Source organism: Desulfitobacterium sp. PCE1 (genome assembly GCF_000384015.1).
GTDB lineage: Bacteria > Bacillota > Desulfitobacteriia > Desulfitobacteriales > Desulfitobacteriaceae > Desulfitobacterium > Desulfitobacterium dehalogenans.
Window position 1 is genome coordinate 2,719,090 of sequence record NZ_KB913023.1, and the last position, 23,148, is coordinate 2,742,237.

Genomic DNA, 23,148 nt, shown 5'->3' on the forward strand with positions numbered 1-23,148 from the left:
GACCCCTATCATCCAAGATTTTAGATACTTTGACCCTTCTCTATTTTCCCGGCAGAAGGAGCACCAGGGGCTATTCCTTTCTCTTCCCGGACGAGAATGCTGTACATTATGGGAACCACGATCAAGGTAAAGAGTGTGGAAATCAATAACCCACTCATGAGGGCTACGGACATAGGTGTGAACAGATCACTTCCTGAAAAGGCCAGAGGAACCAGGCCGATAACTGTGGTCACAGCTGCCAGAATGATGGGACGATAGCGGCGGTTGACCGCAAAAGTGCAGGCCTCATCGATGGACATTCCCTCTTCCCGGGCCAGGTTGATAAACTCAATCAGTAAAATCGCATTGCGGATGACCAGGCCCATCAAGCTTACCACCCCTACTAACGCAGTAAAGGATAAGGGCTGGGCAAATATCATCAGCCCCGCTACTACTCCGATGATGGATAAGGGAATGGTAATGAAGATAATAGCCGGCTGCAAAAAGGAACGGAACTGAATCATGAGAATCACGTAGATAAGGAACAAGGCAAAAATCGCTGTGGTTCCCAGATTCCCGAAATTATCCTTGATATCTTTAGCTTCTCCTTCATAACTCACCGTCAGCCCGGAGAAGTCAAAGCCGGATTGGGCCAATCGTTGTTTCAGGGTGTTTTCAATGGTTACGGCACTGAACCCAGGTTGCACTTTCCCGGAAATGGTGACAGCCCGGACTCCATCGTACTTATTAATCGTAGGCACTGTGGATTGAAGATGGATTTCCCCTAACTGCTTAAGGAGAACCTTAGTCCCGGTTAGGGAGGATTTAATTCCCAAGTTCTCCAGATCCTCTTTGGTGCTCACATCGCTTTGGACCATGATCGGATACTCATTGCCGGCGATGCGGAATAAGGAAGCTTCAGTACCGCTCAAAGCAATATTGATCTGTCTTTGGATGTCGTAGTTGGTAATGCCCATAGTCGTGGCCCGCTCTGTATCCACATCCACCACAAATTCATACTCACCGGCAACATAGTCGTCCGCCACCTTCATCGCCCCGGGAATCCCCTCAAGCTCCTGGCGAATTAAGGCCACGGCATCCCTTACGTGCAGAGGATCTTCCCCACTGACCCGAACCTCTAGAGGATCTCCCGGGAGAGCCTTTTCCAGAAGCAATACATCGGCAGATCCGCCGATTAAGCGCTGATCCAGTTGCTCTTGAAGGTGAAGGGCAAGGTCTTCATTGTTGTTGAATTTCCCTTTTGCCAAGTCAACTTTGAGCATGATTTGAGCAAAATCCTTAGAGGGCATGGCTTTGGGCAGTGCGATATAGAATTTCGGCAGACCACCTCCCAGGGCTGTGGAATAGCTCATGATCTCCTCATTTTCCTTAAGAATTCCTTCCACCTGGTCTGCTAGCTGAGCTGTAGCCGAAATATCTGAGGCACTTTCCGAATAGAGGTTAATATAAAAAACATTCTTATCTGCTTTGGGGAAGAATTCGATATGAAGCTGGAACGCACCGTAAGAAGCTATGGCGATGAGTAAGACCAAGGCACACACGGTGGACTTTTTGTATTTCATACCCACCCGCAAGGCGTACCCATAAACACGGCGCAGGAGAGTCCGCTTGTCATCCTCACCTTTCAGCTTGTCAAAAAATAAGTAAGCCAGGACAGGGGTCACGGTAATGGCTACTAAAAAGGACGCGGTCACGGCAATTATAACCGTCTGAGGCAAAGATCTCAGAAATTCTCCAGCCGGACCGGGAACAAAGAGCATCGGTGAAAAGGCGGCGACAATGGTCAAGGTGGCTGAAAAGACAGGGATCACGGACTGCTTCATCCCCCGGATACAGGCCTCCATCTTTTCGAAGCCCTGATCAATGTGGACTTGAATGGCATCGATAATGACGATAGCATCATCCACCAGAATTCCCAGGGCTAAAATGAGGGCGGCAATGGATATTTCCTGAAGCTGTATTCCCAAAAGATACATAGCTATGAAAGTGATGATAATCGAGAGAGGAACTGCTGTGGAAGCTACTAAAGCATTCTTAAAGCCCATTCCCAAAAATACCACGATCAGTACCAAAGCCATGCCTTCCAATAGATTTTTAAAGAATTCAGCCACACTCTTTTCTACATCCGTCGGCTGATAAACCACCTCATCAAGGATTAATTCCGCGGGCAGTTCGGATTTCAGTCGATCCAGCTCAGCGCGGACATCCTCACCAATAAGGAGGATATTGCGATTTTCTTCGAAAAAACCGCTCAACATAATGGTATTCTGCCCGTTATGCTTGAGCTGATAGCTGGAATCCTCAATATCCCAGCGAACTTCTGCCAGGTCCTTCAGGCGAATAGGGGCCCCGGTTTCAGCGGATACATCAATGATCATATTCTCTAAATCACTGAGTGATGTAAAAAGTCCGGGGGAGCTGACATTGATCTTCACCCGATTATTACTTAAAGATCCTGAGGGAATTTGCAGGTTTTGGGCTTGAATTAATGACACCAGCTCGGTAAGAGAGAGATTGTACTTATTCAACTCAGTCGTCTTCACTTCAATTTGGGCCACTTTATTTTGAACACCGGCTACGGTAAAGCGGGAGATTCCGTCAATCTTGGCCAATCTGCTTTTAATTTGATCGGCGTAATCGGCAAGCTGTTCATAAGTATACCCCTCCCCGGAAAGGCTGATAATCATCCCTGCTGTTTCGGAGAGTTTGGTATCCATCTCGATGTCAAAGCACTCTGAAGGAATTTTTCCCTGGGCTCCATCGAGAATCCGCCCCAGCTCGTTCCAGGCATCCTTCACATCCACATCATTATAGAGTTCCAGCACGACGACTGAGAGACTGTTTTTGGTTATGGAATGAGAACTCTTATAACCTGGAACTTCCCGGATTTCATCTTCAATCACCCTGCTCACTAATTTTTCCACGTCCTCAGGGGATGCTCCGGGATAAATGGTGGTAATGACCGCAAAAGGAGCGGATATATCCGGGCTCTCTTGCTTGGGGACAATATAATAGCTGTAGATCCCCCAAACAATGGCTAAGATAGTGAAAAAAATAGTAAAGCGCCAATTATGGATAATGTGATAAATTATTCCTTTCTTATTGTTCATGGGGGTTACCCTCACTTTGAATCCTGACTTTATGACCTTCCTTTAAACTTTTCATCCCACTAAACACATAACGCTCCCCTGAACTCAATCCCTCGACCCGGACGTTGAACCCTTGTACATCCATTAACTTAATATTCCTCTTGACCGCCCGATCTTCTTCAACAATAAAAACATAATCCTGCCCATCATTGAGGATGCAAGCCAAAGGAACCCAAATCCCGGGCGCTTCTCCCTGAGCGAATTTTACCTCAGCTGTGGCTCCCAGATAATAGGAGTCACTGGGGAAGGGCTCAGTAATGAGGATTTCAGCAGTATAAGTCCGTGTTTGGGAGTCAGGAACGGCTTCCAGACGTTCGACTTTCCCCTTAGTCTTTTGGCCATCCACAGTGATTTCCACCGTATCCCCCACTTTTACCTTGTGAACATCATTTTGAGATAGGCCAACCGTTACTTTCTGTTCAGGGGAACGAATCACCACCGCAGGATATCCGGCGGCGATGTTTTCACTTTCCCGGAAAAGAATATCCACCACATAGCCTTCACCCTGCGCATAAAGCTGAGCGTCATTGAGCTGAATTTGTTTGGATTCCAGTTCAATCTTAGCCTGATTAAAGGTTGCTTCTTTTACATCACAATCCAGCTTAACTTTTATAAGATCCGCTTCCGGCAGCGCACCTGCTTCATAGAGCTGTTCCAACTTCTGATAATTATCGCGCGCTTCTGTATAGGCTTTCTCCGCCTTGGTGACATTGAGTTGGGAGGCTTGAACAGCTAACCCATACTCCGTCGTGTCCAAGGAAGCCAGTTTTTGACCCGACTTCACAAAGGCACCCTTTTCCACAGCGATGTCCGTGAGTTTACCTGGAATCTTAAAACTATATTTTTTTACCTCCCCGGAGGAGGTAAGTCCTGTATAGCGCAGATCCACCGGAAAAGCTTCCTCTTTCGCTTCTTGTACTTGAACCAGTTGTTCTTTTTCTAGAGATGTTACATTCACTTCCTTTGTACATCCTCCCAAGATCAGGGTCAGGGTTAAAAGCATGACCGACGGCATGAGCACTCCAATACGCTTATTCATTATCCTTATCCTCCCCATGATTAAGAATCCCATAAAAGAATAGATTTTTCATTTGCTCAAAGAGTTGTTTGACGGTGATATCCTGGGACTCCAGCAATTTGGAATCAGCCGGCGTCATGAACAGGTTATGAATCATGGACACGATGATATCTGGATTAAAATCCAGACGGATTTTCCCCATAGCCTGCCCTTCCTGGATCAGCGGATAGAAAATCTCCCGCCGAAACTCAGCCATTTTTTCAATCTTGACTTTTTCTTTGGGATAATAACGATAGAGCTCATCCACCAGCCGAAAAGGAATATCCTCTGGGGTATACACCGTAAGCATGGCTTCAAATTTCTCCTGCCAGGTGGAATGCCGGCTCATCGCTTCTTTAAAGGTTCTTTTCTCAACTTCGATGATGCTGTCCACCAACTGGCTGATCAATTGATGTTTCGAGTCAAAAAATTTATAGATTGTTTTTTTGCTAATCCCTAATTCCCCGGCCACATCGTCCATGGTAAATCCCCGCAGCCCATAGCGTTGAATCAATTCATAGGCTTTCTCTAAGATGCGCTCACGCAATGCCAGTCCTCCCTATGGAAACTAATTTAGTATCTCTAGTTTCCTATGCAACTCCTTTTCTGTCAAGACCACTAAAATAAAAAAAGATGCAGCAAACTGCATCTTCTCAAATTTATTGACTCAAGGGCTCTCTCCTCGACCTTCTTCGAGAACTTCTCCATTGAGGACCCAAAAATAATTCTGCTCCTGGGCGCCAATCGGTTCCCCGCCGTGAGGTTCAAGCTGGATTTGACCCTTGAGTTCCCGGTGAAGACCCCATCTGAACAGTATCTTCAACCAACTCTGGAGAATCCGCTCTTCCTCACCCTGTTCGCCCTTCCCTTTTATGTTTCCTTTGAAGTAGAAGTTTCTGCCACAATACTTTTGAATAATGGTGTTCCAAGCCAGTATAAAATTCGGGGCATCTGTACCCAGGATCCCCTCTTCCCAATCCTTAAGCAATTGTTCCTGTCGCGGGCCGCTTAATTTTCCTGAACAGGATAAAAAAAGCACCTCATATAATCCGCTGAATTGCTGCGCATAGCGCATATATTCCCTCTTGGCCCGTTCAAAGCTGTGGGGGTGCATTACAAGGCTGGCGACCCCTTGAGAAGAAGGAGATGGTTTCACCGGCACATGCTTCATTTCTTTTTTTGTAAGTATCATTTCCAAGGGTTTGGTCTCTTCTTTAGGCCGCGACCCTTTTTTCATAGTTTTGGGACTTTTCTGTCCAGGGGTATAACGTCTCGCGAAGTAAAATAATAGGATAATCCCGATGGCAACCACGATACTTTCCCAGCTACTTCTCATACTTCCCCCCCCTGTTCATTATGTTCTCAGGCCATCTGTTTCATCATATTCGGATGGACACAATTTTCTTCCTGATCAGTTCCATCTTCATTAATTTTATGCAGTTGTTGTAATTCCACTTTACGACATATTCATCTTATTTTCTATGTTTCTTGTCATTCTCCAGTATATCTTAGCAAATATCGATAAGCTTGTCATCCTAATAGTGCCGCAGGCGGCATGGAGTCTACTACGAAAAAGCCTCGAAAGCTGACTCTCCAGGATTTTGCTTTACACCGGTCGCTCCATAAGCTGCGCGGACAAAACTAACGCTCAAGCCCTCCGCTCCAAAAGGTGCCCGGCAAGGCCGGCTACCTTGCATTTTGATACTTAGCCAGGCTTTGCCGGATTGTTTCTCTCGAACTCGAACTTTAGCTTCCCCGAAGAAGGATTTTCCCAAACAAGATAGGCTGCAAAGTTCTTCCCATTCTTAGAGCGAAAGCCCTTGATTAGATTTGTTCTTCCTTTTTTTAATAGACTCTTGACTTGGGCTGGTGTCAGCACCTTGCCACAGATAGGATTCTTCCAAAGAATAAACGGACATCCGTTTTTCCAGTTTTGACAGCCGTAGCCCTTTTCCCGTTCCTCTACCCCACCTCCGCAGCTGGGGCAGGTTCCTAAACTATCCCCGGAAGCCGAGGCTGAACTCTCTTTCCCATCCTTTGCCTTATCAGTTTTAGGAGCGTGCGGCTCCTGGGACCTGCTCTCCTGGTTGCTTTTGCTCTTCCGTCCCTGAGTACCTTGCTTTTGGGGGGCAAAGGCCAGGGGCTTTTTCCCATGGGTAGCTTCATAGTGACGCAACTCTTCAATAATACCGCGAACAGCCTGCTCAACTTTCTCCATGTACCGGCTTAAAGGGATCTCACCTCGTTCAACTTGGGCTAACTCATATTCCATCTGCCCGGTCATTTCCGCACTGATCAGCAATTGAGCCCGGGGTAAACGTTCCTTAATCAAGCGAATGAGCTCCATACCTTTTTCCGTCGGCACAAGCACTTTCTGTTGCTGCAGAATATACCCCCGGGTCAAGAGGTTTTCAATAATTGCCCCTCGTGTCGCCACGGTTCCCAGTCCTTTTCCTTTTAACTGCCGGCGCAGGGTCTCATCCTCGACCTCCTTGCCGGCTCCTTCCATGGCTTTAATCAGATCCCCTTGGGTATAGCGCTTCGGTGGCTTCGTCTCCTTTTGAAGGACTTGACAGGATCGGGTCTCAACCCTCTCTTCCTGAGAAAGGAAAGGGAGTTTGGGTGCAGAATCCTCTGAGTGCTTTCCGGTTTTCTCTACTCTCTTCCATCCCGGTTCAAGCAGGGTTTTTTCCTTAGTAAGGAAAAACTCATCTTCCACAACAGTAATGATTTCCCTTTCCGCATACCGGGCAGGGGGAAACCAAGTGCTGAGGAAGCGGAGGACAATCATCTCCCAGATTTTCTGTTCATCGGAGCTCAGGTTCTGAGCAATTCTCTCAGTGGTAGGGATAATCGCATGGTGAGCGGTAATCTCATTGATGACCCTCTTACCCTTAGGTAAGGGCCTGTCAAGAGCTTCCTTAACCCATTGCTCAAAGGGACCTTGTTCCAAGGCTTTCAGGTGAGACTTCAGCTTGGGGAGCATATCGGGGGGTAAATAATTACAATCCGTTCTCGGGTAGGTTATGGCTTTCTTTTCATAAAGTGACTGAGCAATCTTCAGCACTTTTTCCGCCCCAAAGCCATAGCGTTTGGAGGCGGTTACAGTTAAAGAAGTTAAATCAAAAAGCAAGGGATGAGGCTCCGTACTCTCCTTATCCTTCACTGAACAGACTTTGCCCGGCCTCCCCTGGACTTTGGCTAGAATCGCCTTACCGCGCTCCAGATCTAAGATATGCTTATCTCTATCTGTCTCCTGATCTTTTTCCGCTTCCTTAGTCTGTCCATGGCTTGCCAGCCGGTCTTTGTCAAACCATTTTCCTTTATAGCATCCTTTAGCACTCTCAAATTCGGCTTCAAGTTCCACATAAGAAACAGGAACAAAGTTTTGTATAGCCCATTCACGCTCCACTACCAAGGCTAAGGTGGGAGTTTGAACCCGGCCAATGGAGATAACATTGGGCTTTTTTCTCACCGGATCGAAACTGCCAAAAAGAGCGGTAAACCCCTCCGTCAGATTCATTCCGAAATCCCAATCCCCATAGGAGCGTCCATATCCTGCCTGAGCTAACCCTTCCACCTCGTGAAAGGGCCGCAATTTGCTCATTCCCTCATGAATGGCCTCCTGGGTCAAGGATGAAATCCAAAGCCGGAAAAGAGGCTTCTTGCTCCCTAGGGTGTCCCATACTTCCTGAAAAAGCAATTGTCCTTCCCGGTCGGCATCCGTTCCACAAATGACCTGTCGAACTTCTTGAGACTTGAGCAGGCGCTGCAGTACATTGTATTGTTTTAAGGTACTGGGTTTCAGCTCATACTGAAATTCCCCCAGTTGAGGAAGTACAGGCAGGCGGTGGATTCCCCAGCGTTTTCCTACTTTGAGGAGATCCATATAGGTTTCAGGAGGCTTGAGCTCAAACAAATGCCCGATACACCAGGAAATAATATAGTCATCGTTCTCAAAATACCCTTCTCCTTTGCCCTTTACACCAAGAGTTTTGGCATATTCCCTGGCCTGGGAGGGTTTCTCAGCTATGATTAACGTTTTACCCAATGATACACCTCTTTTACACCATTAATTCAATATTAACCTAAATTTTAATTAGTACGAGAAGGTTTTTACATTAAATGTAGAAAATATAAAAAGAAGTTAAGCGTTTGAACTGTAGAGTTCACAAACAAGGAGTTGGCAGGATGGATAAAATAATTGAGGTTGTAGATTTGCATAAGAGCTATGGTCATGTTCAGGCGGTTAAGGGGCTTAATTTTTATGTGGAAAAAGGCAAATTATTTGCCTTTCTGGGACCCAATGGCGCCGGAAAATCAACGACAATCGATATCATCTGTACTTTTTTAAAGCCGGACCGGGGACGGGTCGTTGTGGACGGCTATGAATTAGGCAAAGAAGATAATAAAATCCGCTCCGTGATTGGTGCGGTATTTCAGGATGGCCTCCTGGATCCGCTGCTCACGGTAGAAGAGAATTTGAAGATAAGGGGCGGCTTCTACGGCCTGAAAAAGACGGCTTTGGCTGATTCCATAAAATCCATTGCAGCTCTTACCGGAGTGGCTGAATTTTTGAAGCGGCCCTATGGCAATCTTTCCGGGGGCCAGCGCCGCCGGGCGGATATCGCCCGAGCCTTGGTTAACGCACCGAAAATTTTGTTTTTAGATGAGCCCACCACAGGGTTGGATCCTCAGACCCGTAAAAATGTCTGGGAGACCATCCAGAAAATGCAGAAAGAAAAGGACATGACGATCTTTCTGACAACCCACTATATGGAGGAAGCTGCCGAAGCAGATTATGTTATTGTGATCGACAATGGCGAAATCGCTGCTAAAGGAACGCCCACCGAACTCAAACAGGAATATGCCAGTGACCGGCTTAAGCTTTCTTATCATGACAAAGAAAAACTAAGCATAGCTCTTCAGGAAATGCGCATCCCTTACCATCAAGTTGCCGATCAAATCATTATCGAACTCTCATCAACCCTGGAGGCTTTGCCGATTCTTGCCGGATGTCAAGCTTATCTCACAGGCTTAGAAGTCAGCCATGGTACTATGGACGATGCCTTTATTAAGATCACCGGAAAGGAGATAAGAGAATGATCAACTTTATGCTGCGCAATCTGAAAATCTTCTTTAGAGATAAAAGTGCGGTTTTCTTTTCTCTGCTGGCGGTTTTTATCATTATCGGCCTCTATGCCCTTTTTTTAGGAGATGTTTGGGCTGAGGATTATTCGGATATAGAGAATGCCCGTTATCTTATGGATAGTTGGATCATGGCAGGATTGCTGGCTGTTACTTCCGTGACGACGACCATGGGGGCCCTGGGAATTATGGTGGCGGATAAAGCCAGGAATATTATCAAGGATTTTCAATCATCCCCTGTTTCGAGAAGCGCCCTTGCCGGAGGCTATAGTTTAAGTGCTTTTGTCATTGGGGTCATCATGAGCATTGTGGCCCTGATCTTAGCCGAAATTTACATTCTCGCCAATGGCGGGGAGCTGCTGACAGGGACAAAGACACTGCAGGTACTGGCGCTTATTCTGCTCTCTTCTCTGGCAAGCACAGCGATCCTATTTTTTCTGGCTTCTCTCTTCAAGAGTCTCCATGCTTTTTCAACAGCCAGCACCATTATCGGAACCCTTATCGGTTTTTTAACCGGTATCTATTTGCCCATTGGGGTTTTGCCTGAAGCAATACAATATGCGATAAAGATTTTCCCAATTTCCCATGCTGCCGTTCTATTTCGTCAGATCCTTATGGAAGCACCCCTTCAAAAGGCTTTTGCCCATGCCCCGGCAGAGAGCCTGGAGGAATTTAATTCAATGATGGGCGTGACTTTCCGTTTCGGAGATACTCTCTTAACTCCCCAGGGAAGTATTTTAGTGCTGCTTGTTACCGCAGGGCTGTTTTATGGTTTGAGTATCCTGAACCTGTCCCGTAAACGCAAATAGCATAATATGACAAAGTAAGGGCTCTTTTGTTTTTGCTAAAATTGAGTAAAAAAGTATAAAGAAAACCCGGCTTCGCCGTGCTTTTTTAACATGCATCCAGAAAGGCGAAGTCGTTGGTTGCACTTATGCTGGAGAAAAGTATACAACGACGTTATACTTTCTGACAGTATAAAAAAAACTTATCGCGGGAAATTATATACTGATACAGGGTAACCATCTCTGAACCCATCTCAATTATAAAGGAGGACATAATAATGCCTGGACGTGTAGACAAAATCGATTCCCATCTTCAAGGAGTTAAATGTGTGGTCAATACCTGTCACTATTGGGGAAATGATCACTGTCATGCCCAAACCATCGAAATTCAAGCCCCTAATGCTAAAACGACTGAAATGACGGACTGTGCTACCTTCGTTCCCAATGGAAGCATGAGCTAGGTAGGTAAGAATTAATATTCCATCCTGAGGTTCAAAAACCTTCTTGAGCAGAAAAGAGTAAGGATACATGTTCCTTACTCTTTCTGCTTCCTTAACTATTCGTCTTTTGGGGCATTGGGAATCAAGGGAAGATAGTACTTCTTGGCTAAAAGAGCGGCTCCGAAATTATAGAGAAAATGAGCGTATACCGTGGCCCAAAGAGTTCCTGTAAATCCATAGAGGGAGCAGAGAAGCAAGCTGACGACAAAGACTCCGCACATCAAGACAGGTTTCTTGAGATAACGAAGATGCATCCCGGTAAAGAGAATGCTCGTGAATAAGATACCATAAAGAGGACCAAAAAATTTACCTAGGCCCGTCTGGACGACCCCTCTTACCAGGAGTTCCTCAGAAAATGCCCCGATTAAAAACATGGGAAAAAGGAACTTAGCCGGCAACTCTAATAAGAGACGGTTAACGCCGCCATCATCAAAAGCTTCTATAGAGAAGATCTTCCAGGCCAGAAATTGTAAACCCATCCCCAAAAGGGCTGCTGCCGAACCTAAGAGCCATATCCCTCCGGTATTATCCCAGGCAAAAAAGGTTTGCCAAGGATACCCTTTGCGCAGATAGAAAAGCCAAAGGAGGAATGCTCCCGGAATCAATAAGAGAAGCTGGGTCAGCCAAAATGATGGGATAAGCGCTGCACGGAGTTGTTCTTCATGATTATCCATAGTTTCCACCAAACTATCCTCCTCCACAACCGGCCTCATCTTATCCTATAGTGAACAGGACGAGTTTGCAAGTCATAGAAATCAAAGAATATCCTCTTTCCTCACTTGCCTTTCCCCGGACCAATCATTATTATAGAAGAAGAATTTGTCCACTTCGTGGACATAGGAAACAAGTTTCCTTTATGATGAAGGGGGATACCGTATTGGCTAAAATAGAACTGATCGCCACCAGTGCTTTTGGCATTGAATCCATAGTAAACCGTGAACTCCATAATCTAGGCTATACAGAAACCCGGGTGGAAAACGGTAAAATTTCTTTTACCGCCAATGAGCTGGGGGTTTGCCGGGCTAATCTGTGGCTGCGTTCAGCTGAACGCGTCCTTCTGAAAATGGGTGAATTCAAAGCCACGACCTTTGAAGAGCTTTTTCAGCAAACCAAAGCCCTGCCCTGGGAAGAATGGCTCCCCATCGATGCGGAATTCCCTGTGGAAGGCAAATCCATAAAATCCAAGCTTTTTAGTGTCTCCGATTGCCAGGCTATTGTCAAAAAAGCTATCGTAGAACGGCTCAAAGAGGCTTACGGTATCAGTTGGTTTAAGGAAACCGGCCCTAAGTACAAAATCGAAGTCGCTCTTTTAAAGGACATCGTCACTCTTACGATTGACACTTCCGGTGCCGGACTGCACAAACGAGGCTATCGCAGACTGGCGGGGCAAGCTCCTTTAAAAGAAACCTTAGCCGCCGCCATGATCAATCTGAGTTACTGGAAAGCGGACCGCGCCCTTATTGATCCTTTCTGTGGCACGGGAACCATACCTATTGAGGCAGCCATGATCGCTCTTAACCGAGCGCCGGGCTTGAAGAGGGATTTCGTCGCTGAAACCTGGCCCAACATTAAGGAGAAATACTGGCAGCAAGCTCGTGAAGAAGCCCAGGATCTTTATGTTCGGGATCAGGAACTGCATATTTATGGTTCGGATATCGACCCCAAGGCCCTGCAGCTTGCCCGGGCTCACTGTGAAGATGCAGGACTGACGGATAAGATATTTTTCCAACGTTTGCCTGCAGCCGAAGTGCGCTCCCGGTTCCAATACGGCCATCTAATCACCAACCCTCCTTATGGAGAGCGTTTGGGTGAGGAAGAGGAAGTCAAACAGCTTTATAAAGATCTGGGAGAGACATTCAAGAATCTGGAAACCTGGTCCCTGCATGTGATCACGACGGATAAACACCCTGAGCTTCTGATTGGACGCCGCTGGGATAAGAGCAGAAAGCTTTACAATGGCCGCTTAGAATGCCATTATTATCAATTCTTCGGCCCCAAGCCCCCAAGACGCCCACGGGATCAGGAAGGGGCAGAGGGCACACCTTAATTTTCCCAAAGGCTCAAGCACAGGCATAAGCAAAGATTTAAAAAAGATAGGTTCCCCCTTAGGGGACCTATCTTTTTTACTCTCAAAATTATCCCAAACACAAATCTTCATTAAGATGGTAAATGGCACGAGTGTACTTATCCCGGTCAATCACAAATTGCATATTGACTTGACGAAGGGATTGGGACACACAGTTCACATTAATATGGTTTTTCGCTAAACTGCTGGTAGCACGGGCTAAAATATTCGGAACAGCAATATTCGACCCAATCACACAGACTATGGCCGCCGGCAAAATAGTCACGGTCTGATAAGCCCCTTTCAATTCCGCTACCAGGTCTTCGTCCAAATCATGCTCCCAGATCACGAGAGAGATACTATTGGCATTGGTGGCTTTCATGATATAACTTACGGAATATTTCATGAACATCTCCATAATCTGCTTATCGTATCCTGCCTCACCGACCATTAAAGAATCATGGATTTCCACTACGACCACCTTATCCGAACCGGCAATAATCTCGATTTTGGCTTCGGGACCAATATAATCCTTGGAGATGAGTGTTCCCGGATGATCCGGCTCGAAGGTGTTCTTCAGACGCAGATTGATCCCGCCCATTTCCAGAGGTTTGGATGCATTGGGATGGATGGCTTCCATGCCTATATCTGCAAGCTGATCAGCAACATCATAATTGGTCCGTCCTACGGGGATGGCCTTTTCTACCCCCACAATCTTTGGATCGGCAGAAGAGAGATGGAACTCTTTGTGAATAATGGCTTCATCCGCATGAAGATGAGTGGCAATCCGGGAGAAAGTGATCTCCGAATAGCCCCGTTCAAATTGACGCATTATCCCTTCTTTGCCTTTCGTATACCCGGTCACGACGACAATCTCCTTGAAGGGATCCACGCCCCGAAAAGCTTTGGCTATCCGCTCATCAATAGTCAGCTGACGGGAGTCCCGAAGGCCTGTTAAATCCACAAGGCGGGCGGGTATGCCGCGATTTTGCAGGATGTTCACGGAATTGAAGGCTGAATGAGCTTCTCCTAAAGAAGCCAGAAGCTCTCTTGCAGCAGAGAAAATATTCTCACGATCCACATAACCGGAGGCAATGATTTCATGCATACTATGCAAATAGGATTTGGTCTGATTGATCCTTGAAGCCAGGAACTCCTTAGCCGCTTCAGCATCTAAGCCAATTTTCACAAACCCCTCGTTAATCTTAAGCAGATCCTGCAATAAGAGAGTCAAAGCTTCTTCACAATCTTCACCATTGATAAAATGACGATAGATCCCCGGGGCTTTTGTCTTTTTATCCTCCAAAAGCTTATTGGTCACCCCTGCGTAGGCAGAAACAACAAACACTCTCCCGAAGCTAAAACGCCGTGAATCCTGTTCCCCAATAATATTTTTCAAGACATCTTCAAATTGGGACATAGAAGTGCCCCCGATTTTTTCTACCGTTAACATACAACACCTCATTAGCATCAAGATCTCTGTTAAATAACACTATTCATCATTATAATACAGCGCCTGCCGGCCAACAAGATACAATTTCCCAATCGTAGGATAAACAGCCAGCCAAAAAATTCCTAATGGTAATCTACCCTCACCTCGTTTCAGAGGATAAGAGGATCATACTTTTATCATATGCCATTAGCAAAGGTGGTTCCGCTGTGGGGAACCACCTTTTTACACCGATTCATAAATCTTGACTTTCAGACTTTAGCCTCTAAATGTATGGCCATCTATTCACTTAGTCTATTCTCATCCTTCCAGAGAAGACAGGGATACAGGCTTAGCACCCTAAGACATGGCCCAAAGATACAGAGAAGCCACAGACCCGTAGGGTGAATACTTCTTACGGTAATGCTCAAAGGTCCCCTTAGATAACTCCTCCAGCCCATAACAGTTCATCATTCCCCTGCGGATAGCTAAATCCCGATAACTGACCACGTCGGGCCGGCAAAGAGAAAAGATGAGCAGCATCTCTGCCGTCCACACTCCCACACCGGGTAAGGCTGACAAGGAGTGGATGATTTCCTCATCACTCAGGGTATGAAGCTTATGGAAATCCACCTCACCTCTTTGGGCGGCCGCAGCAATCCCTTTGATATACCCCGCCTTGCGTGTGGACATTCCACAGCCTTGAATAGCCTTCAGATCGGCTAAAACGATTTCCTCGGCACTGATATTTCCCAGGAGAGTTTGCAGCCGGTTCCATACGGTCTCAGCTGCTTTTTTGGAAATCTGCTGGCTGACCACACTGGAGATCAGAGCTTTAAAAAGGTTCGGGGTAACCTCTCTCTCGATCATCCCCATGCGCTCTATAGCTTGCCCCAGGACTTCATCCCGGGTTTTTAAATACTCGATTTCTTTTGACCCGTATGGAAAAATCATTTAGATTGTCCTCTCCATAACAATATGGGAAATTCCATCTTCCATGAATTCCTCAGAAGTTTGTCTATACCCTAGTCTTTCGTAAAAGTTCTGAGCCTGGGTTTGGGCATGAATCTTCGCTTTACAAAAGCCCTCCTCTTGGGCAATCTTTTCCAGGCTTTTGACGACGACGCTGCCTAAGCCGAATTTTCGCATGGCGGCACGCACACAGATCCGCTCCAATTTGGCCGTATCCCCCAGCCAACGCAGCCTTCCCGTGGCTGCCGGCTGGTCTTCATAATACACCAGAATATGACGGGCGGCTGCACCTGACTCATCATATCCATCGAATTCATCCTGCAGAGGAACCCCCTGCTCTTCAACAAAAACTTCCCTGCGAATTTGAAAAGCATCTTCTAATTCCGTACCTTTTACTTCAACGACGTTCATGTGATATTCCTTCCTCTCGTGCCTTCCAAATATTATATTAAGTGTATCTCTTAAGCCTGGTGGACACGATCGGTTCACCAATGAGTTCGTAACCATTAGTCAAAATCCTTGATCATCTGAATATACTCAAGATCATTAAATCCCAATCGTTTATACAGAGATATAGCTTTAACATTCTCTTCTTCCACCTCAAGCCGGATCCGCTTGATCTGGTCGTGCCGGTGCTCCTCTAAGTATTGAAAAAACTCCCGGGCAAGCCCCTGCGAACGATAAGGAGGCAAAATATAAATCTCATCTATCCAGACTACGATTCCTCCAGCTTCCTGAGAAAAAGTCTTCGCTGTAATTGCATATCCGGCAACCTGGTTTTCCCACTCCAGTATATATCCATTCAGATAACGATCCGAACTCATCATCTCATCAAAAGTTCTTGTGTGAAATTCCTTGGGTACAGGCTGGAGAACAGCTTCCGAATGGTAGAATTCAAATGCCAGCTCCAGGAACCTTTCTCTGTCCGCTTCTGCCATTGCTCTGATCATAACGTTTCAATCTCCTATGTATTTGATTTATCCTAATTATATCCTAACTAATTATATCAAACAAAGTCAAACCCACATTCCTGCTAGAACCTGCCTGAGCGCAAGATCGATACCAAGAGAAGAATGAACATCATAGCTGCCATAACAAAACCGGCCTCAATAGCCGGTATTCGCCAAAAGACCAGGGGTTCCTTGCCTAAGGCGGAAGCAATGACTAAACCGCACATGATAATGCTGAAAGACAGTAATAAAATGCTAAAAGAAAGCTGATTGCTTATCCGATCCAGCTTCCGTATGAAAGTGGCTAATTCGGGTAAATAAATCTCCACCCGTACTTTGCCCCGCTGAATGCTGCTGAAAATCTCCTTCATTTGTTTCGGGAGATTGAATAAAAGATCCGAGTATTCCCGAAAATGTTTCCAGGTTTTCTCGGCGAAAAAGACTGGATTGAGCCGTTCTTTAAGGAGCTGCTCTCCGAAGGGCTCGGCAATATCGATAATACTGATCTCGGGATCCAGCTGCTCCACGATGCCTTCCAGGCTTAGAAGGGATTTGCCCAGCAGTACCAGATCGGCGGGAATAATAATCCGGTGTTTATAGGTCACCTTAAACAGATCGTTGACGGCATTGCCCAGATCAACTTCACTCATAGGAACATCCAAGTACTTCTCTCTTAATAAATCCACATCCCGATACAATGCCTTGGGGTCCATATCCTCTGGAACGATCCCCATAGCAAACACGGCCTCCACCATGTCCTCCGTCTTCCGCCGCATCATCCCAATGACCAGGGAAGCGAAATGATCCTTCATATCCGGGGAAAGTCTGCCGATCATGCCGAAATCGATCAAGGAAATAACCTGCTGGGGCAAAACGAAAATATTTCCCGGATGAGGGTCCCCATGAAAAAAACCCTCGATTAAGATTTGTTTAAACATAGCTTTGATCAGGTTTTCCGCTAGTACCTTACGATCATAACCCAGCGCTTCAAGAGTCTCGAATTGGCTGAGTTTTACCCCTTGAATATATTCCAGAGTCAAGACCTTTTTATTAGAGTACTCTTTATAGACTTTAGGAATGCGAATCGTGGGATCTCCTTGAAATTGCTTCCCCATCCGTTCGGCATTGCTTCCTTCAATCTCATAGTCCAATTCATTGCGCAAGGAATTAGCGAATTCCTCCACCATATCCTTTACATGATACAGAGCTGCCCAATCCACGCGCTTTTCCGCCAAAGCAGCCAAGTCCAGAAGTATTTCCAGATCCGTCTCAATGGTCCGGGCAATATGAGGGCGCTGGATTTTCACCGCTACATTCTCCCCTGTTTTGAGAACAGCATAGTGGACTTGCCCGATAGAGGCAGCCGCCACCGGTTTTTCCTCAAAATGCTGAAAAATATCTTCCGGCAGGGCCCCCAGTTCCGTTTCAATAATTTGGCGAACGTCGGCAAAGGAAAAGGGGGGAACCTGATCCTGCAGTTTTTCCAGTTCAGTGATCAGGTAATCCGGAATAATATCCGGCCGAGTGCTGGCAATCTGCCCAATCTTAACATAAGTAGGCCCTAATTCCTCCAGGGCCTTACGCAAACGCTGACCGAGAGTTTGGGAGTCCGCCTCTTCTTCTCTCCTCAACATCCGCCTGGAATAAGAGATAAAATTAATAAGCCCCATCTCTTCCAGGATGAGGCTGAATCCATTACGGGCCAATACCGTGGCAACTTCCTTATACCGATGAACATGACGAATTTTTCTGCCAATCATGCTAATACCCCTAATCTATCCCCAAGTTCATTCCCCAGGCTTCTGGTTTTCCAATTGAGCGATTCGATTCTCCAGCCTTTCCATGTCCGCTTTACTGGGAAGATTAAGTTCTGCCAGGATTTTTTGCACTTGTTCCTTAATCTTGGTATAGATTTCATCCTGCTGATCCTCTCCCTTTTGGATCAGCTCATTCATCCATTCCTTGGATTCGCCGGCAGACAGCTCCCCCTTCTTTACCAATTCGTCCACGACCTTCTCGATTTGCTCTTTGCTCACGACCGCCAAGCCTAATCCCAAGGATAAACCTTTCTTTACTATATCTTGCATAATATACATCCCCCTGTCATGATTTCTATGCGAGTCCTGGCATTAGTATTCACGGGATTTCTGAAAACGATTCTTTATTTGCCATGAAGGCATACTCTAAGTGCATCTTGGCATTGTCAGGTGAATGCCTTATAATGATCTTAATTCAATACTGTACGATTAGGTTCTCAATCCATTTTTGGATAGAGTTAAAAGGGAAGCCGGTTCAATTCCGGCACGGTCCCGCCACTGTGAAACGAGTGAGTCATCACTCCCAAGTCAGGAACCTGCCTAATCATCAGCGACCCTCCTCGAGGACAGGAAATAGGCGCTGCAAGAGTCCACATAGTGCAGCAAAAACCTTTTATCCTGGCGGTAAAAGGTTTTTATTTTGTCTTGCCACCCTAACATGAAAGGAGAACCCAAATGAATAGAAAAAAACGGACACTGCTCACCCTGCTCATAACCCTAGGGGTGACCTTATTTTTGATCAGCGGCTGCAATCCAACCTCACAGCAAGGTGCGGCTTCTCCCGAAACACCGGCTGGACAAGATACCAACCAGTCCACAAGTTACCCTTTAACTTACACAGACGATACAGGAGTGGCAACCACCCTGGAAAAGGAACCCCTGCGCATTATTTGCCTGGCCCCGCCCTCCACGGAGATCTTAAGTGCTCTGGGCCTGGATGACAGGCTTATCGGCTTAACCGTCTATGATAATTACCCGGTGGGTATCCAGGAGAAAGCGGAATACGTCTTTGCAGATAGTTTAAACCCTAATATGGAACAGCTCATCCAGCTCAAACCGGATTTGGTTGTTACAGGGATGCATAACCAAGACTTTATCAACTCCCTGCGCAATTTAGGTATCCCTGTGGTTCATTTAAACCCGCAAAGTCTGGAAAGCACGTATCAAGCCATCGAGAAACTGGGATACATCACCAATACCCAGAAACAGGCACAGACAGTGATCCAGGGAATGAAAGAAAAGGAACAGGCCATTGCGGATAAAGTGGAGACTATCAAGGAATCCGACCGGGTCAAGGTATGGATTGAAGTGGATCCGGGCCTTTTTACCGCCGGTGAAGGAACTTTTCTTAATGAGCTCATCACCAAAGCGGGGGGAATCAATATCGCCAGTGATGTCCAAAACTGGGCACAATACAGCGAAGAGCAGGTGATTGATAAGAACCCTCAGGTTATCCTGAGCACCTACTCTTACTATATGGATAATGTAAAGGCCACTATCTTAGCCCGTCCAGCTTGGCAAGGCATTGATGCTATTGTCCATGACCGTATTTACGATCTGGACAGTGATATGGTTACCCGCTCCGGTCCCCGGATCATCGACGGCCTGGAGACAATCGCCAAAGCCCTTTACCCGGATCTTTTCTAACCCGCAGCCTTTTATTTTAAGCGGCATATTTTATTCAGTATGGGGAGAGACTTATTGACTTGAATTTAAGGAGGACAACATGAGATGAATTCCAGAACTTTCCCCAAAGGCATCACATGGATTTTGGCCCTGTCCTTTCTCCTGCTTCTTTCCGTTGTGATCTGTGTAATGACCGGTTCTGTCTCCCTGCCCTTTCATCTTACCTGGAAGATTATTTTAAGCCATCTGCCTTTTTTTAACTTTGACCCCAGCTGGACTCCTGCCCAAGAATCCATCGTTTGGAATCTGCGCCTGCCCCGCGTCTTTTTAGCTTTGATCGTGGGGGCTATGCTGGCTACCTCAGGAGTGGCCTTTCAAGGGATTCTGCGCAATCCTTTGGCTGATCCCTATATCTTAGGGGTCTCTTCCGGAGCTGCCTTTGGAGCAGCCTCAGCTATCCTCTTTTTTCGCAGCTTTTCTTTCTTTGGTCAATCGGTCCTGCCCCTTTTCGCCTTTGCCGGGGGTCTTATTTCATTGGCCTTTGTCTTCTCTCTATCCAGACAGCATGGTCAATTTGAGCGGGAAACCTTAATTTTGGCTGGTGTGGTGGTGCAGGCTTTACTGAGCGCTTTTCTCTCCCTGCTCATTGCTGTTTCCGGCGAGCAGATGCAGCAGATTATCTTCTGGATGATGGGGAGTCTCGCCAACAGCAACTGGCAGAATGTCCTTATCCTTCTCCCTTATTTTCTCATCGGCTTGACCTACCTTCTCTTTCAAAACCGGGAGCTTAATGTCATTGCTTTAGGGGAAAGAGCTGCGACTCATCTCGGAATTAATGTGGAGAGGAAAAAAATCGCCATTCTAATCGTTGGCTCCTTATTGGCCACCGCCGCTGTTTCCATGGTGGGCATCATCGGCTTCGTAGGACTTATTATTCCCCATCTTATGCGTCTTCTGGTAGGGCCTGACCACCGAATTCTTTTGCCGATATCCACTTTAGCGGGAGCAATCTTTCTTTTGTGGTCGGATACCATTGCCAGAACCCTGCTCCAATCACAGGAGATTCCTATCGGAGCGATTACAGCTTTTGTGGGTGCTCCCTTTTTCGCTTATCTTTTAAAGAGTGGTTTAAGGAGGGGTTAAGATGAACGTGTTCGAGATTCAGAACCTTAATCAACATTATGGCTCCTTTGCTGTTTTGCGAGATATCTCCTTCACTATAGGTCAAGGAGATATGTTTGGAATCATCGGCCCCAATGGCAGCGGCAAATCAACTCTGGTCCGCACCATCAGCGGTCTTCAGCCGCCTACCTCCGGGAAGGTTCAACTAATGGACAGACTTCTTTCCTCCTATACCTCCAAAGAACTGGCCCGCCAAATCGCCGTCCTGGAGCAGGAAGGCACCCCTGCCCTGCCCTTTACCGTAGAGCAGATCGTATCCATGGGGCGCTATCCCTGGTTAAAGCCCTTTGCCGATCTAGGCCACCATGACAAGGCTGTGGTGGAGAACATACTCGTTAAACTGAACCTTTGGCATAAACGCTCCCAAAAGGTCAGCACCCTAAGCGGCGGTCAACGCCAACTAGTCTCTCTGGCCCGTGCCATGGCTCAGGAACCCCAAATACTCATCTTGGATGAACCCACCACCTATTTGGATATCGGACACCAAATCTTAGTCATGGATCATGTCCGTCAGTGGCATGATGAGTTAGGAATCACTGTGATAATGGTCTTGCACGATTTGAATATAGCGGGTCAATATTGCAACCGGATTCTCCTTCTGGATCAAGGGGAAATCGTCACCTGGGGCAAAAAAGAAGACGTTCTCCTGGAAGAAACTCTAGCCCAAGTGTATAAAGCGGATTTAGTTCAAGTTCATCATCCCAAATTAGGAGTACCTCAATTCCTATTGAGCGGAAAATGATTCCTGAGATTAACAAAACCTGGCGATTTAACCAATCATCCTCTAAGGACATCGTGAAAAAGTTATTTTATACTGAAGACAACCTGTTAGAATCTGATAGGTTGTTTTTTGTTTTGAAAGGAGAAATTTATGAAGAACCTTATGAAGAAACTTATGAAAAAAAATACAAATAAAAATCGTTACAAGAAAATCCTTATTACTGGAATGGTTCCGATAGTGTCCTTGGGACTATTCGCTACGACTCTCTTTGCTTACCCTCAGACCATTTCAGAACCTATAGCACCTCAAAGTGTAGCTTTGGCTGAGGAAACTGCCCTTGCCCCTCAAGCCAATTCCGAAAACACTTTGGCCTCCAGTGCATCGCTTGCCAATGTCGAGGCCGCCAGACAGTCCGTAACCAGTGAAATCTCCCGTGGGTCCAAATCCACTCAGCCTGCGCCTTCTCAAGCTCCGAAGACTACCCCTTCAACCTCTCCCGCCACCTCTTCCCAAAAGTCTTCCAACACAAGCAAAAGTGCTGCCGACACCCCCAAAGTTTCCGCCAAATCCAGCACACCGGTGAGTACCTCCAAAGCCACTGCCGTAATCAACACTGCCAAAAAATATATTGGAGTGCCTTATGTTTGGGGCGGCACCACCACCAGCGGATTTGATTGCTCAGGATACACCCAATATGTCTTCGCTCAGCATGGCATTTCCTTACCTCGGGTATCCCGGGATCAATATAATGTAGGAACGGCTGTTTCCTTCAGCAACCTCAAAGCCGGAGACCTGGTCTTCTTCTCTTTGGACGGGGATAAAGTCATTGATCATGTGGGAATCTTCCTGGGAAATGGACAGTTCATCAATGCCTCCAGTTCAAAGGGAGTAACCATTTATACCATGGGTTCCTACTGGCAATCCCACTTCATTGGGGCAAAACGCGTCCTCTAGTCAGCCGGAGCCATTCGTAATCGATTATGAATTTCTAACCCTATGAAAAGGGAGTATCGCCGCTACTTTTTAAGCAGCCGGCGATACTCCCTTTTTTTATGTATGGATAACTCCATTGAGCAAGGACGTTAAATAGCCCAGAATAATATTATAAAGAAAGAGCATTAGACATGTTGCCAAAATCCCCCGCCAATTAGGGCCTCCTTCGGCAGCCGCTCTCCTGCGGATTTCTTCAGATTCCAGGCCCGATTCTTTCAGCTGATCTAATTTTCTGCGAATATGACGATAGTATAGAGCATTGCCAAAGGCCCCCATAAGCAAGGAGATCACGATGGTTATCCGAATGTCGGGCTCCCATCCCAGCACGAAAATATAAGCCACATCTCCAGCCAGCATAATCCCTACCAATAGAGCGAGGTATACATACATTTGACGATAGCCCACCCAGAAAGCAAAGACAAAGAAGGCTGCCCAGTTCCAGGAAAATGCCTTCTCCGGAGCAGGGGTCTTACTCCATTTGCGCAGATAATAATCCGCATTCTTCCCAATATACAAGCTCATCAGTTCCTGCTTTTCCAGCTCCTGGTAGTCGTAGACCTTAAAGAATCCCTTCCCCTGCTCCTCCATAGGTACACCTTCTCTCGATGCATTACCTCATTATATCATGTCTGCTTAGAACCTACCCAGAGAAAAAAACCGAAAGCTAAGTCTCCAGGATTTTGCTTTCGGCGTTCACTCTATAAGCTGCGCGGAGCAATCTAATCGCTCAAGACCTCCGCTGCGTCGGGTCCCC

At 46.5% G+C, this 23,148-nt stretch carries 21 protein-coding genes and 1 riboswitch; of the genes, 8 read left to right on the forward strand and 13 right to left on the reverse strand.

Features of this window, described 5'->3' with window-relative positions; genetic code table 11:
- Positions 1-20 precede the first annotated feature (20 nt).
- The 5 genes from DESPCE1_RS0113515 to DESPCE1_RS0113535 all read right to left on the reverse strand — a co-directional run bounded on the left by DESPCE1_RS0113515 (position 21) and on the right by DESPCE1_RS0113535 (position 8,257).
- Positions 21-3,110, reverse strand: coding sequence for an efflux RND transporter permease subunit (locus DESPCE1_RS0113515; RefSeq protein WP_019850803.1), 3,090 nt, complete (start codon positions 3,108-3,110; stop codon positions 21-23).
- Complete coding sequence (locus DESPCE1_RS0113520; protein ID WP_019850804.1) at positions 3,100-4,188, reverse strand: efflux RND transporter periplasmic adaptor subunit; 1,089 nt, start codon at positions 4,186-4,188, stop codon at positions 3,100-3,102. Before DESPCE1_RS0113520 ends, DESPCE1_RS0113515 begins: the two co-directional genes overlap by 11 nt.
- Positions 4,181-4,753 carry a TetR/AcrR family transcriptional regulator gene (locus tag DESPCE1_RS0113525; RefSeq protein WP_014794496.1) on the reverse strand — a complete coding sequence of 191 codons (573 nt, stop codon included), beginning with the start codon at positions 4,751-4,753 and terminating at the stop codon, positions 4,181-4,183. Before DESPCE1_RS0113525 ends, DESPCE1_RS0113520 begins: the two co-directional genes overlap by 8 nt.
- Positions 4,754-4,873: 120 nt before the next feature.
- A complete protein-coding gene (locus DESPCE1_RS0113530) occupies positions 4,874-5,542 on the reverse strand; it encodes a hypothetical protein (protein WP_019850805.1) in 669 nt (222 codons plus the stop codon).
- A gap of 369 nt (positions 5,543-5,911) precedes the next feature.
- On the reverse strand, positions 5,912-8,257 hold the full coding sequence (locus DESPCE1_RS0113535) for a type IA DNA topoisomerase (RefSeq protein ID WP_019850806.1): 2,346 nt from the start codon (positions 8,255-8,257) through the stop codon (positions 5,912-5,914).
- Between the two features lie 140 nt (positions 8,258-8,397).
- Here DESPCE1_RS0113535 and DESPCE1_RS0113540 point away from each other — a divergent pair, with 140 nt between their 5' ends.
- The 3 genes from DESPCE1_RS0113540 to DESPCE1_RS0113550 all read left to right on the forward strand — a co-directional run bounded on the left by DESPCE1_RS0113540 (position 8,398) and on the right by DESPCE1_RS0113550 (position 10,600).
- Entirely contained in the window at positions 8,398-9,312 is a 915-nt protein-coding gene (locus tag DESPCE1_RS0113540; RefSeq protein WP_019850807.1) for an ABC transporter ATP-binding protein, read from the forward strand.
- Positions 9,309-10,163: an ABC transporter permease gene (locus DESPCE1_RS0113545; protein WP_019850808.1), complete on the forward strand. Its 855-nt coding sequence runs from the start codon at positions 9,309-9,311 to the stop codon at positions 10,161-10,163. Before DESPCE1_RS0113540 ends, DESPCE1_RS0113545 begins: the two co-directional genes overlap by 4 nt.
- Positions 10,164-10,417: 254 nt before the next feature.
- On the forward strand, positions 10,418-10,600 hold the full coding sequence (locus tag DESPCE1_RS0113550) for a DUF1540 domain-containing protein (RefSeq protein ID WP_014794501.1): 183 nt from the start codon (positions 10,418-10,420) through the stop codon (positions 10,598-10,600).
- Between the two features lie 95 nt (positions 10,601-10,695).
- Here DESPCE1_RS0113550 and DESPCE1_RS0113555 read toward each other — a convergent pair whose 3' ends face one another.
- Positions 10,696-11,313: a CPBP family intramembrane glutamic endopeptidase gene (locus DESPCE1_RS0113555; RefSeq protein ID WP_242835438.1), complete on the reverse strand. Its 618-nt coding sequence runs from the start codon at positions 11,311-11,313 to the stop codon at positions 10,696-10,698.
- A 203-nt stretch (positions 11,314-11,516) separates the two neighbouring features.
- On the opposite strand from DESPCE1_RS0113555, the gene DESPCE1_RS0113560 reads away from it, so the two are divergent.
- A complete protein-coding gene (locus DESPCE1_RS0113560) occupies positions 11,517-12,686 on the forward strand; it encodes a class I SAM-dependent RNA methyltransferase (protein ID WP_019850810.1) in 1,170 nt (389 codons plus the stop codon).
- 88 nt (positions 12,687-12,774) lie between these two features.
- On the opposite strand, the gene DESPCE1_RS0113565 is transcribed toward DESPCE1_RS0113560, so the two are convergent.
- From DESPCE1_RS0113565 to DESPCE1_RS0113590, 6 genes are all read right to left on the reverse strand, one after another.
- Entirely contained in the window at positions 12,775-14,157 is a 1,383-nt protein-coding gene (locus tag DESPCE1_RS0113565) for an aspartate kinase (protein WP_014794504.1), read from the reverse strand.
- A 336-nt stretch (positions 14,158-14,493) separates the two neighbouring features.
- The gene (locus DESPCE1_RS0113570) at positions 14,494-15,087 is read right to left on the reverse strand and encodes a DNA-3-methyladenine glycosylase (RefSeq protein WP_019850811.1); all 594 of its coding nucleotides are present in this window, start codon (positions 15,085-15,087) and stop codon (positions 14,494-14,496) included.
- Positions 15,088-15,516: a GNAT family N-acetyltransferase gene (locus DESPCE1_RS0113575; protein WP_014794506.1), complete on the reverse strand. Its 429-nt coding sequence runs from the start codon at positions 15,514-15,516 to the stop codon at positions 15,088-15,090.
- 95 nt (positions 15,517-15,611) lie between these two features.
- Positions 15,612-16,055, reverse strand: coding sequence for a GNAT family N-acetyltransferase (locus DESPCE1_RS0113580; protein WP_014794507.1), 444 nt, complete (start codon positions 16,053-16,055; stop codon positions 15,612-15,614).
- Positions 16,056-16,138: 83 nt separating this feature from the next.
- Positions 16,139-17,815 (reverse strand): AarF/ABC1/UbiB kinase family protein, encoded by a 1,677-nt coding sequence (locus tag DESPCE1_RS0113585; RefSeq protein ID WP_014794508.1) that lies wholly within the window; start codon positions 17,813-17,815, stop codon positions 16,139-16,141.
- A 27-nt stretch (positions 17,816-17,842) separates the two neighbouring features.
- Entirely contained in the window at positions 17,843-18,142 is a 300-nt protein-coding gene (locus tag DESPCE1_RS0113590) for a phasin family protein (protein WP_014794509.1), read from the reverse strand.
- Between the two features lie 144 nt (positions 18,143-18,286).
- Positions 18,287-18,431, forward strand: a riboswitch (cobalamin riboswitch).
- Positions 18,432-18,547: 116 nt separating this feature from the next.
- Here DESPCE1_RS0113590 and DESPCE1_RS0113600 point away from each other — a divergent pair.
- From DESPCE1_RS0113600 to DESPCE1_RS0113620, 4 genes are all read left to right on the forward strand, one after another.
- On the forward strand, positions 18,548-19,519 hold the full coding sequence (locus tag DESPCE1_RS0113600) for an ABC transporter substrate-binding protein (RefSeq protein ID WP_019850813.1): 972 nt from the start codon (positions 18,548-18,550) through the stop codon (positions 19,517-19,519).
- An 84-nt stretch (positions 19,520-19,603) separates the two neighbouring features.
- Positions 19,604-20,641: an iron ABC transporter permease gene (locus DESPCE1_RS0113605; RefSeq protein WP_019850814.1), complete on the forward strand. Its 1,038-nt coding sequence runs from the start codon at positions 19,604-19,606 to the stop codon at positions 20,639-20,641.
- A gap of 1 nt (position 20,642) precedes the next feature.
- Complete coding sequence (locus DESPCE1_RS0113610; protein WP_014794512.1) at positions 20,643-21,422, forward strand: ABC transporter ATP-binding protein; 780 nt, start codon at positions 20,643-20,645, stop codon at positions 21,420-21,422.
- A gap of 129 nt (positions 21,423-21,551) precedes the next feature.
- Positions 21,552-22,355 carry a C40 family peptidase gene (locus tag DESPCE1_RS0113620; RefSeq protein ID WP_371200529.1) on the forward strand — a complete coding sequence of 268 codons (804 nt, stop codon included), beginning with the start codon at positions 21,552-21,554 and terminating at the stop codon, positions 22,353-22,355.
- A 96-nt stretch (positions 22,356-22,451) separates the two neighbouring features.
- Here DESPCE1_RS0113620 and DESPCE1_RS0113625 read toward each other — a convergent pair whose 3' ends face one another.
- Positions 22,452-22,982, reverse strand: a complete 531-nt coding sequence (locus DESPCE1_RS0113625) for a DUF2628 domain-containing protein (protein WP_019850817.1) — start codon at positions 22,980-22,982, stop codon at positions 22,452-22,454.
- Between the last annotated feature and the right edge of the window lie 166 nt (positions 22,983-23,148).

What these genes read in the sequence shown, in the direction of transcription:
- DESPCE1_RS0113515 (WP_019850803.1), bottom strand. Translation starts at nt 3,110, where the DNA reads ATGAACAATAAGAAAGGAATAATTTATCACATTATCCATAATTGGCGC.
- DESPCE1_RS0113520 (WP_019850804.1), bottom strand. Translation starts at nt 4,188, where the DNA reads ATGAATAAGCGTATTGGAGTGCTCATGCCGTCGGTCATGCTTTTAACC.
- DESPCE1_RS0113530 (WP_019850805.1), bottom strand. Translation starts at nt 5,542, where the DNA reads ATGAGAAGTAGCTGGGAAAGTATCGTGGTTGCCATCGGGATTATCCTA.
- DESPCE1_RS0113540 (WP_019850807.1), top strand. Translation starts at nt 8,398, where the DNA reads ATGGATAAAATAATTGAGGTTGTAGATTTGCATAAGAGCTATGGTCAT.
- DESPCE1_RS0113545 (WP_019850808.1), top strand. Translation starts at nt 9,309, where the DNA reads ATGATCAACTTTATGCTGCGCAATCTGAAAATCTTCTTTAGAGATAAA.
- DESPCE1_RS0113550 (WP_014794501.1), top strand. Translation starts at nt 10,418, where the DNA reads ATGCCTGGACGTGTAGACAAAATCGATTCCCATCTTCAAGGAGTTAAA.
- DESPCE1_RS0113555 (WP_242835438.1), bottom strand. Translation starts at nt 11,313, where the DNA reads ATGGATAATCATGAAGAACAACTCCGTGCAGCGCTTATCCCATCATTT.
- DESPCE1_RS0113565 (WP_014794504.1), bottom strand. Translation starts at nt 14,157, where the DNA reads ATGTTAACGGTAGAAAAAATCGGGGGCACTTCTATGTCCCAATTTGAA.
- DESPCE1_RS0113570 (WP_019850811.1), bottom strand. Translation starts at nt 15,087, where the DNA reads ATGATTTTTCCATACGGGTCAAAAGAAATCGAGTATTTAAAAACCCGG.
- DESPCE1_RS0113575 (WP_014794506.1), bottom strand. Translation starts at nt 15,516, where the DNA reads ATGAACGTCGTTGAAGTAAAAGGTACGGAATTAGAAGATGCTTTTCAA.
- DESPCE1_RS0113580 (WP_014794507.1), bottom strand. Translation starts at nt 16,055, where the DNA reads ATGATCAGAGCAATGGCAGAAGCGGACAGAGAAAGGTTCCTGGAGCTG.
- DESPCE1_RS0113585 (WP_014794508.1), bottom strand. Translation starts at nt 17,815, where the DNA reads ATGATTGGCAGAAAAATTCGTCATGTTCATCGGTATAAGGAAGTTGCC.
- DESPCE1_RS0113590 (WP_014794509.1), bottom strand. Translation starts at nt 18,142, where the DNA reads ATGCAAGATATAGTAAAGAAAGGTTTATCCTTGGGATTAGGCTTGGCG.
- DESPCE1_RS0113600 (WP_019850813.1), top strand. Translation starts at nt 18,548, where the DNA reads ATGAATAGAAAAAAACGGACACTGCTCACCCTGCTCATAACCCTAGGG.
- DESPCE1_RS0113605 (WP_019850814.1), top strand. Translation starts at nt 19,604, where the DNA reads ATGAATTCCAGAACTTTCCCCAAAGGCATCACATGGATTTTGGCCCTG.
- DESPCE1_RS0113610 (WP_014794512.1), top strand. Translation starts at nt 20,643, where the DNA reads ATGAACGTGTTCGAGATTCAGAACCTTAATCAACATTATGGCTCCTTT.
- DESPCE1_RS0113620 (WP_371200529.1), top strand. Translation starts at nt 21,552, where the DNA reads ATGAAGAACCTTATGAAGAAACTTATGAAAAAAAATACAAATAAAAAT.
- DESPCE1_RS0113625 (WP_019850817.1), bottom strand. Translation starts at nt 22,982, where the DNA reads ATGGAGGAGCAGGGGAAGGGATTCTTTAAGGTCTACGACTACCAGGAG.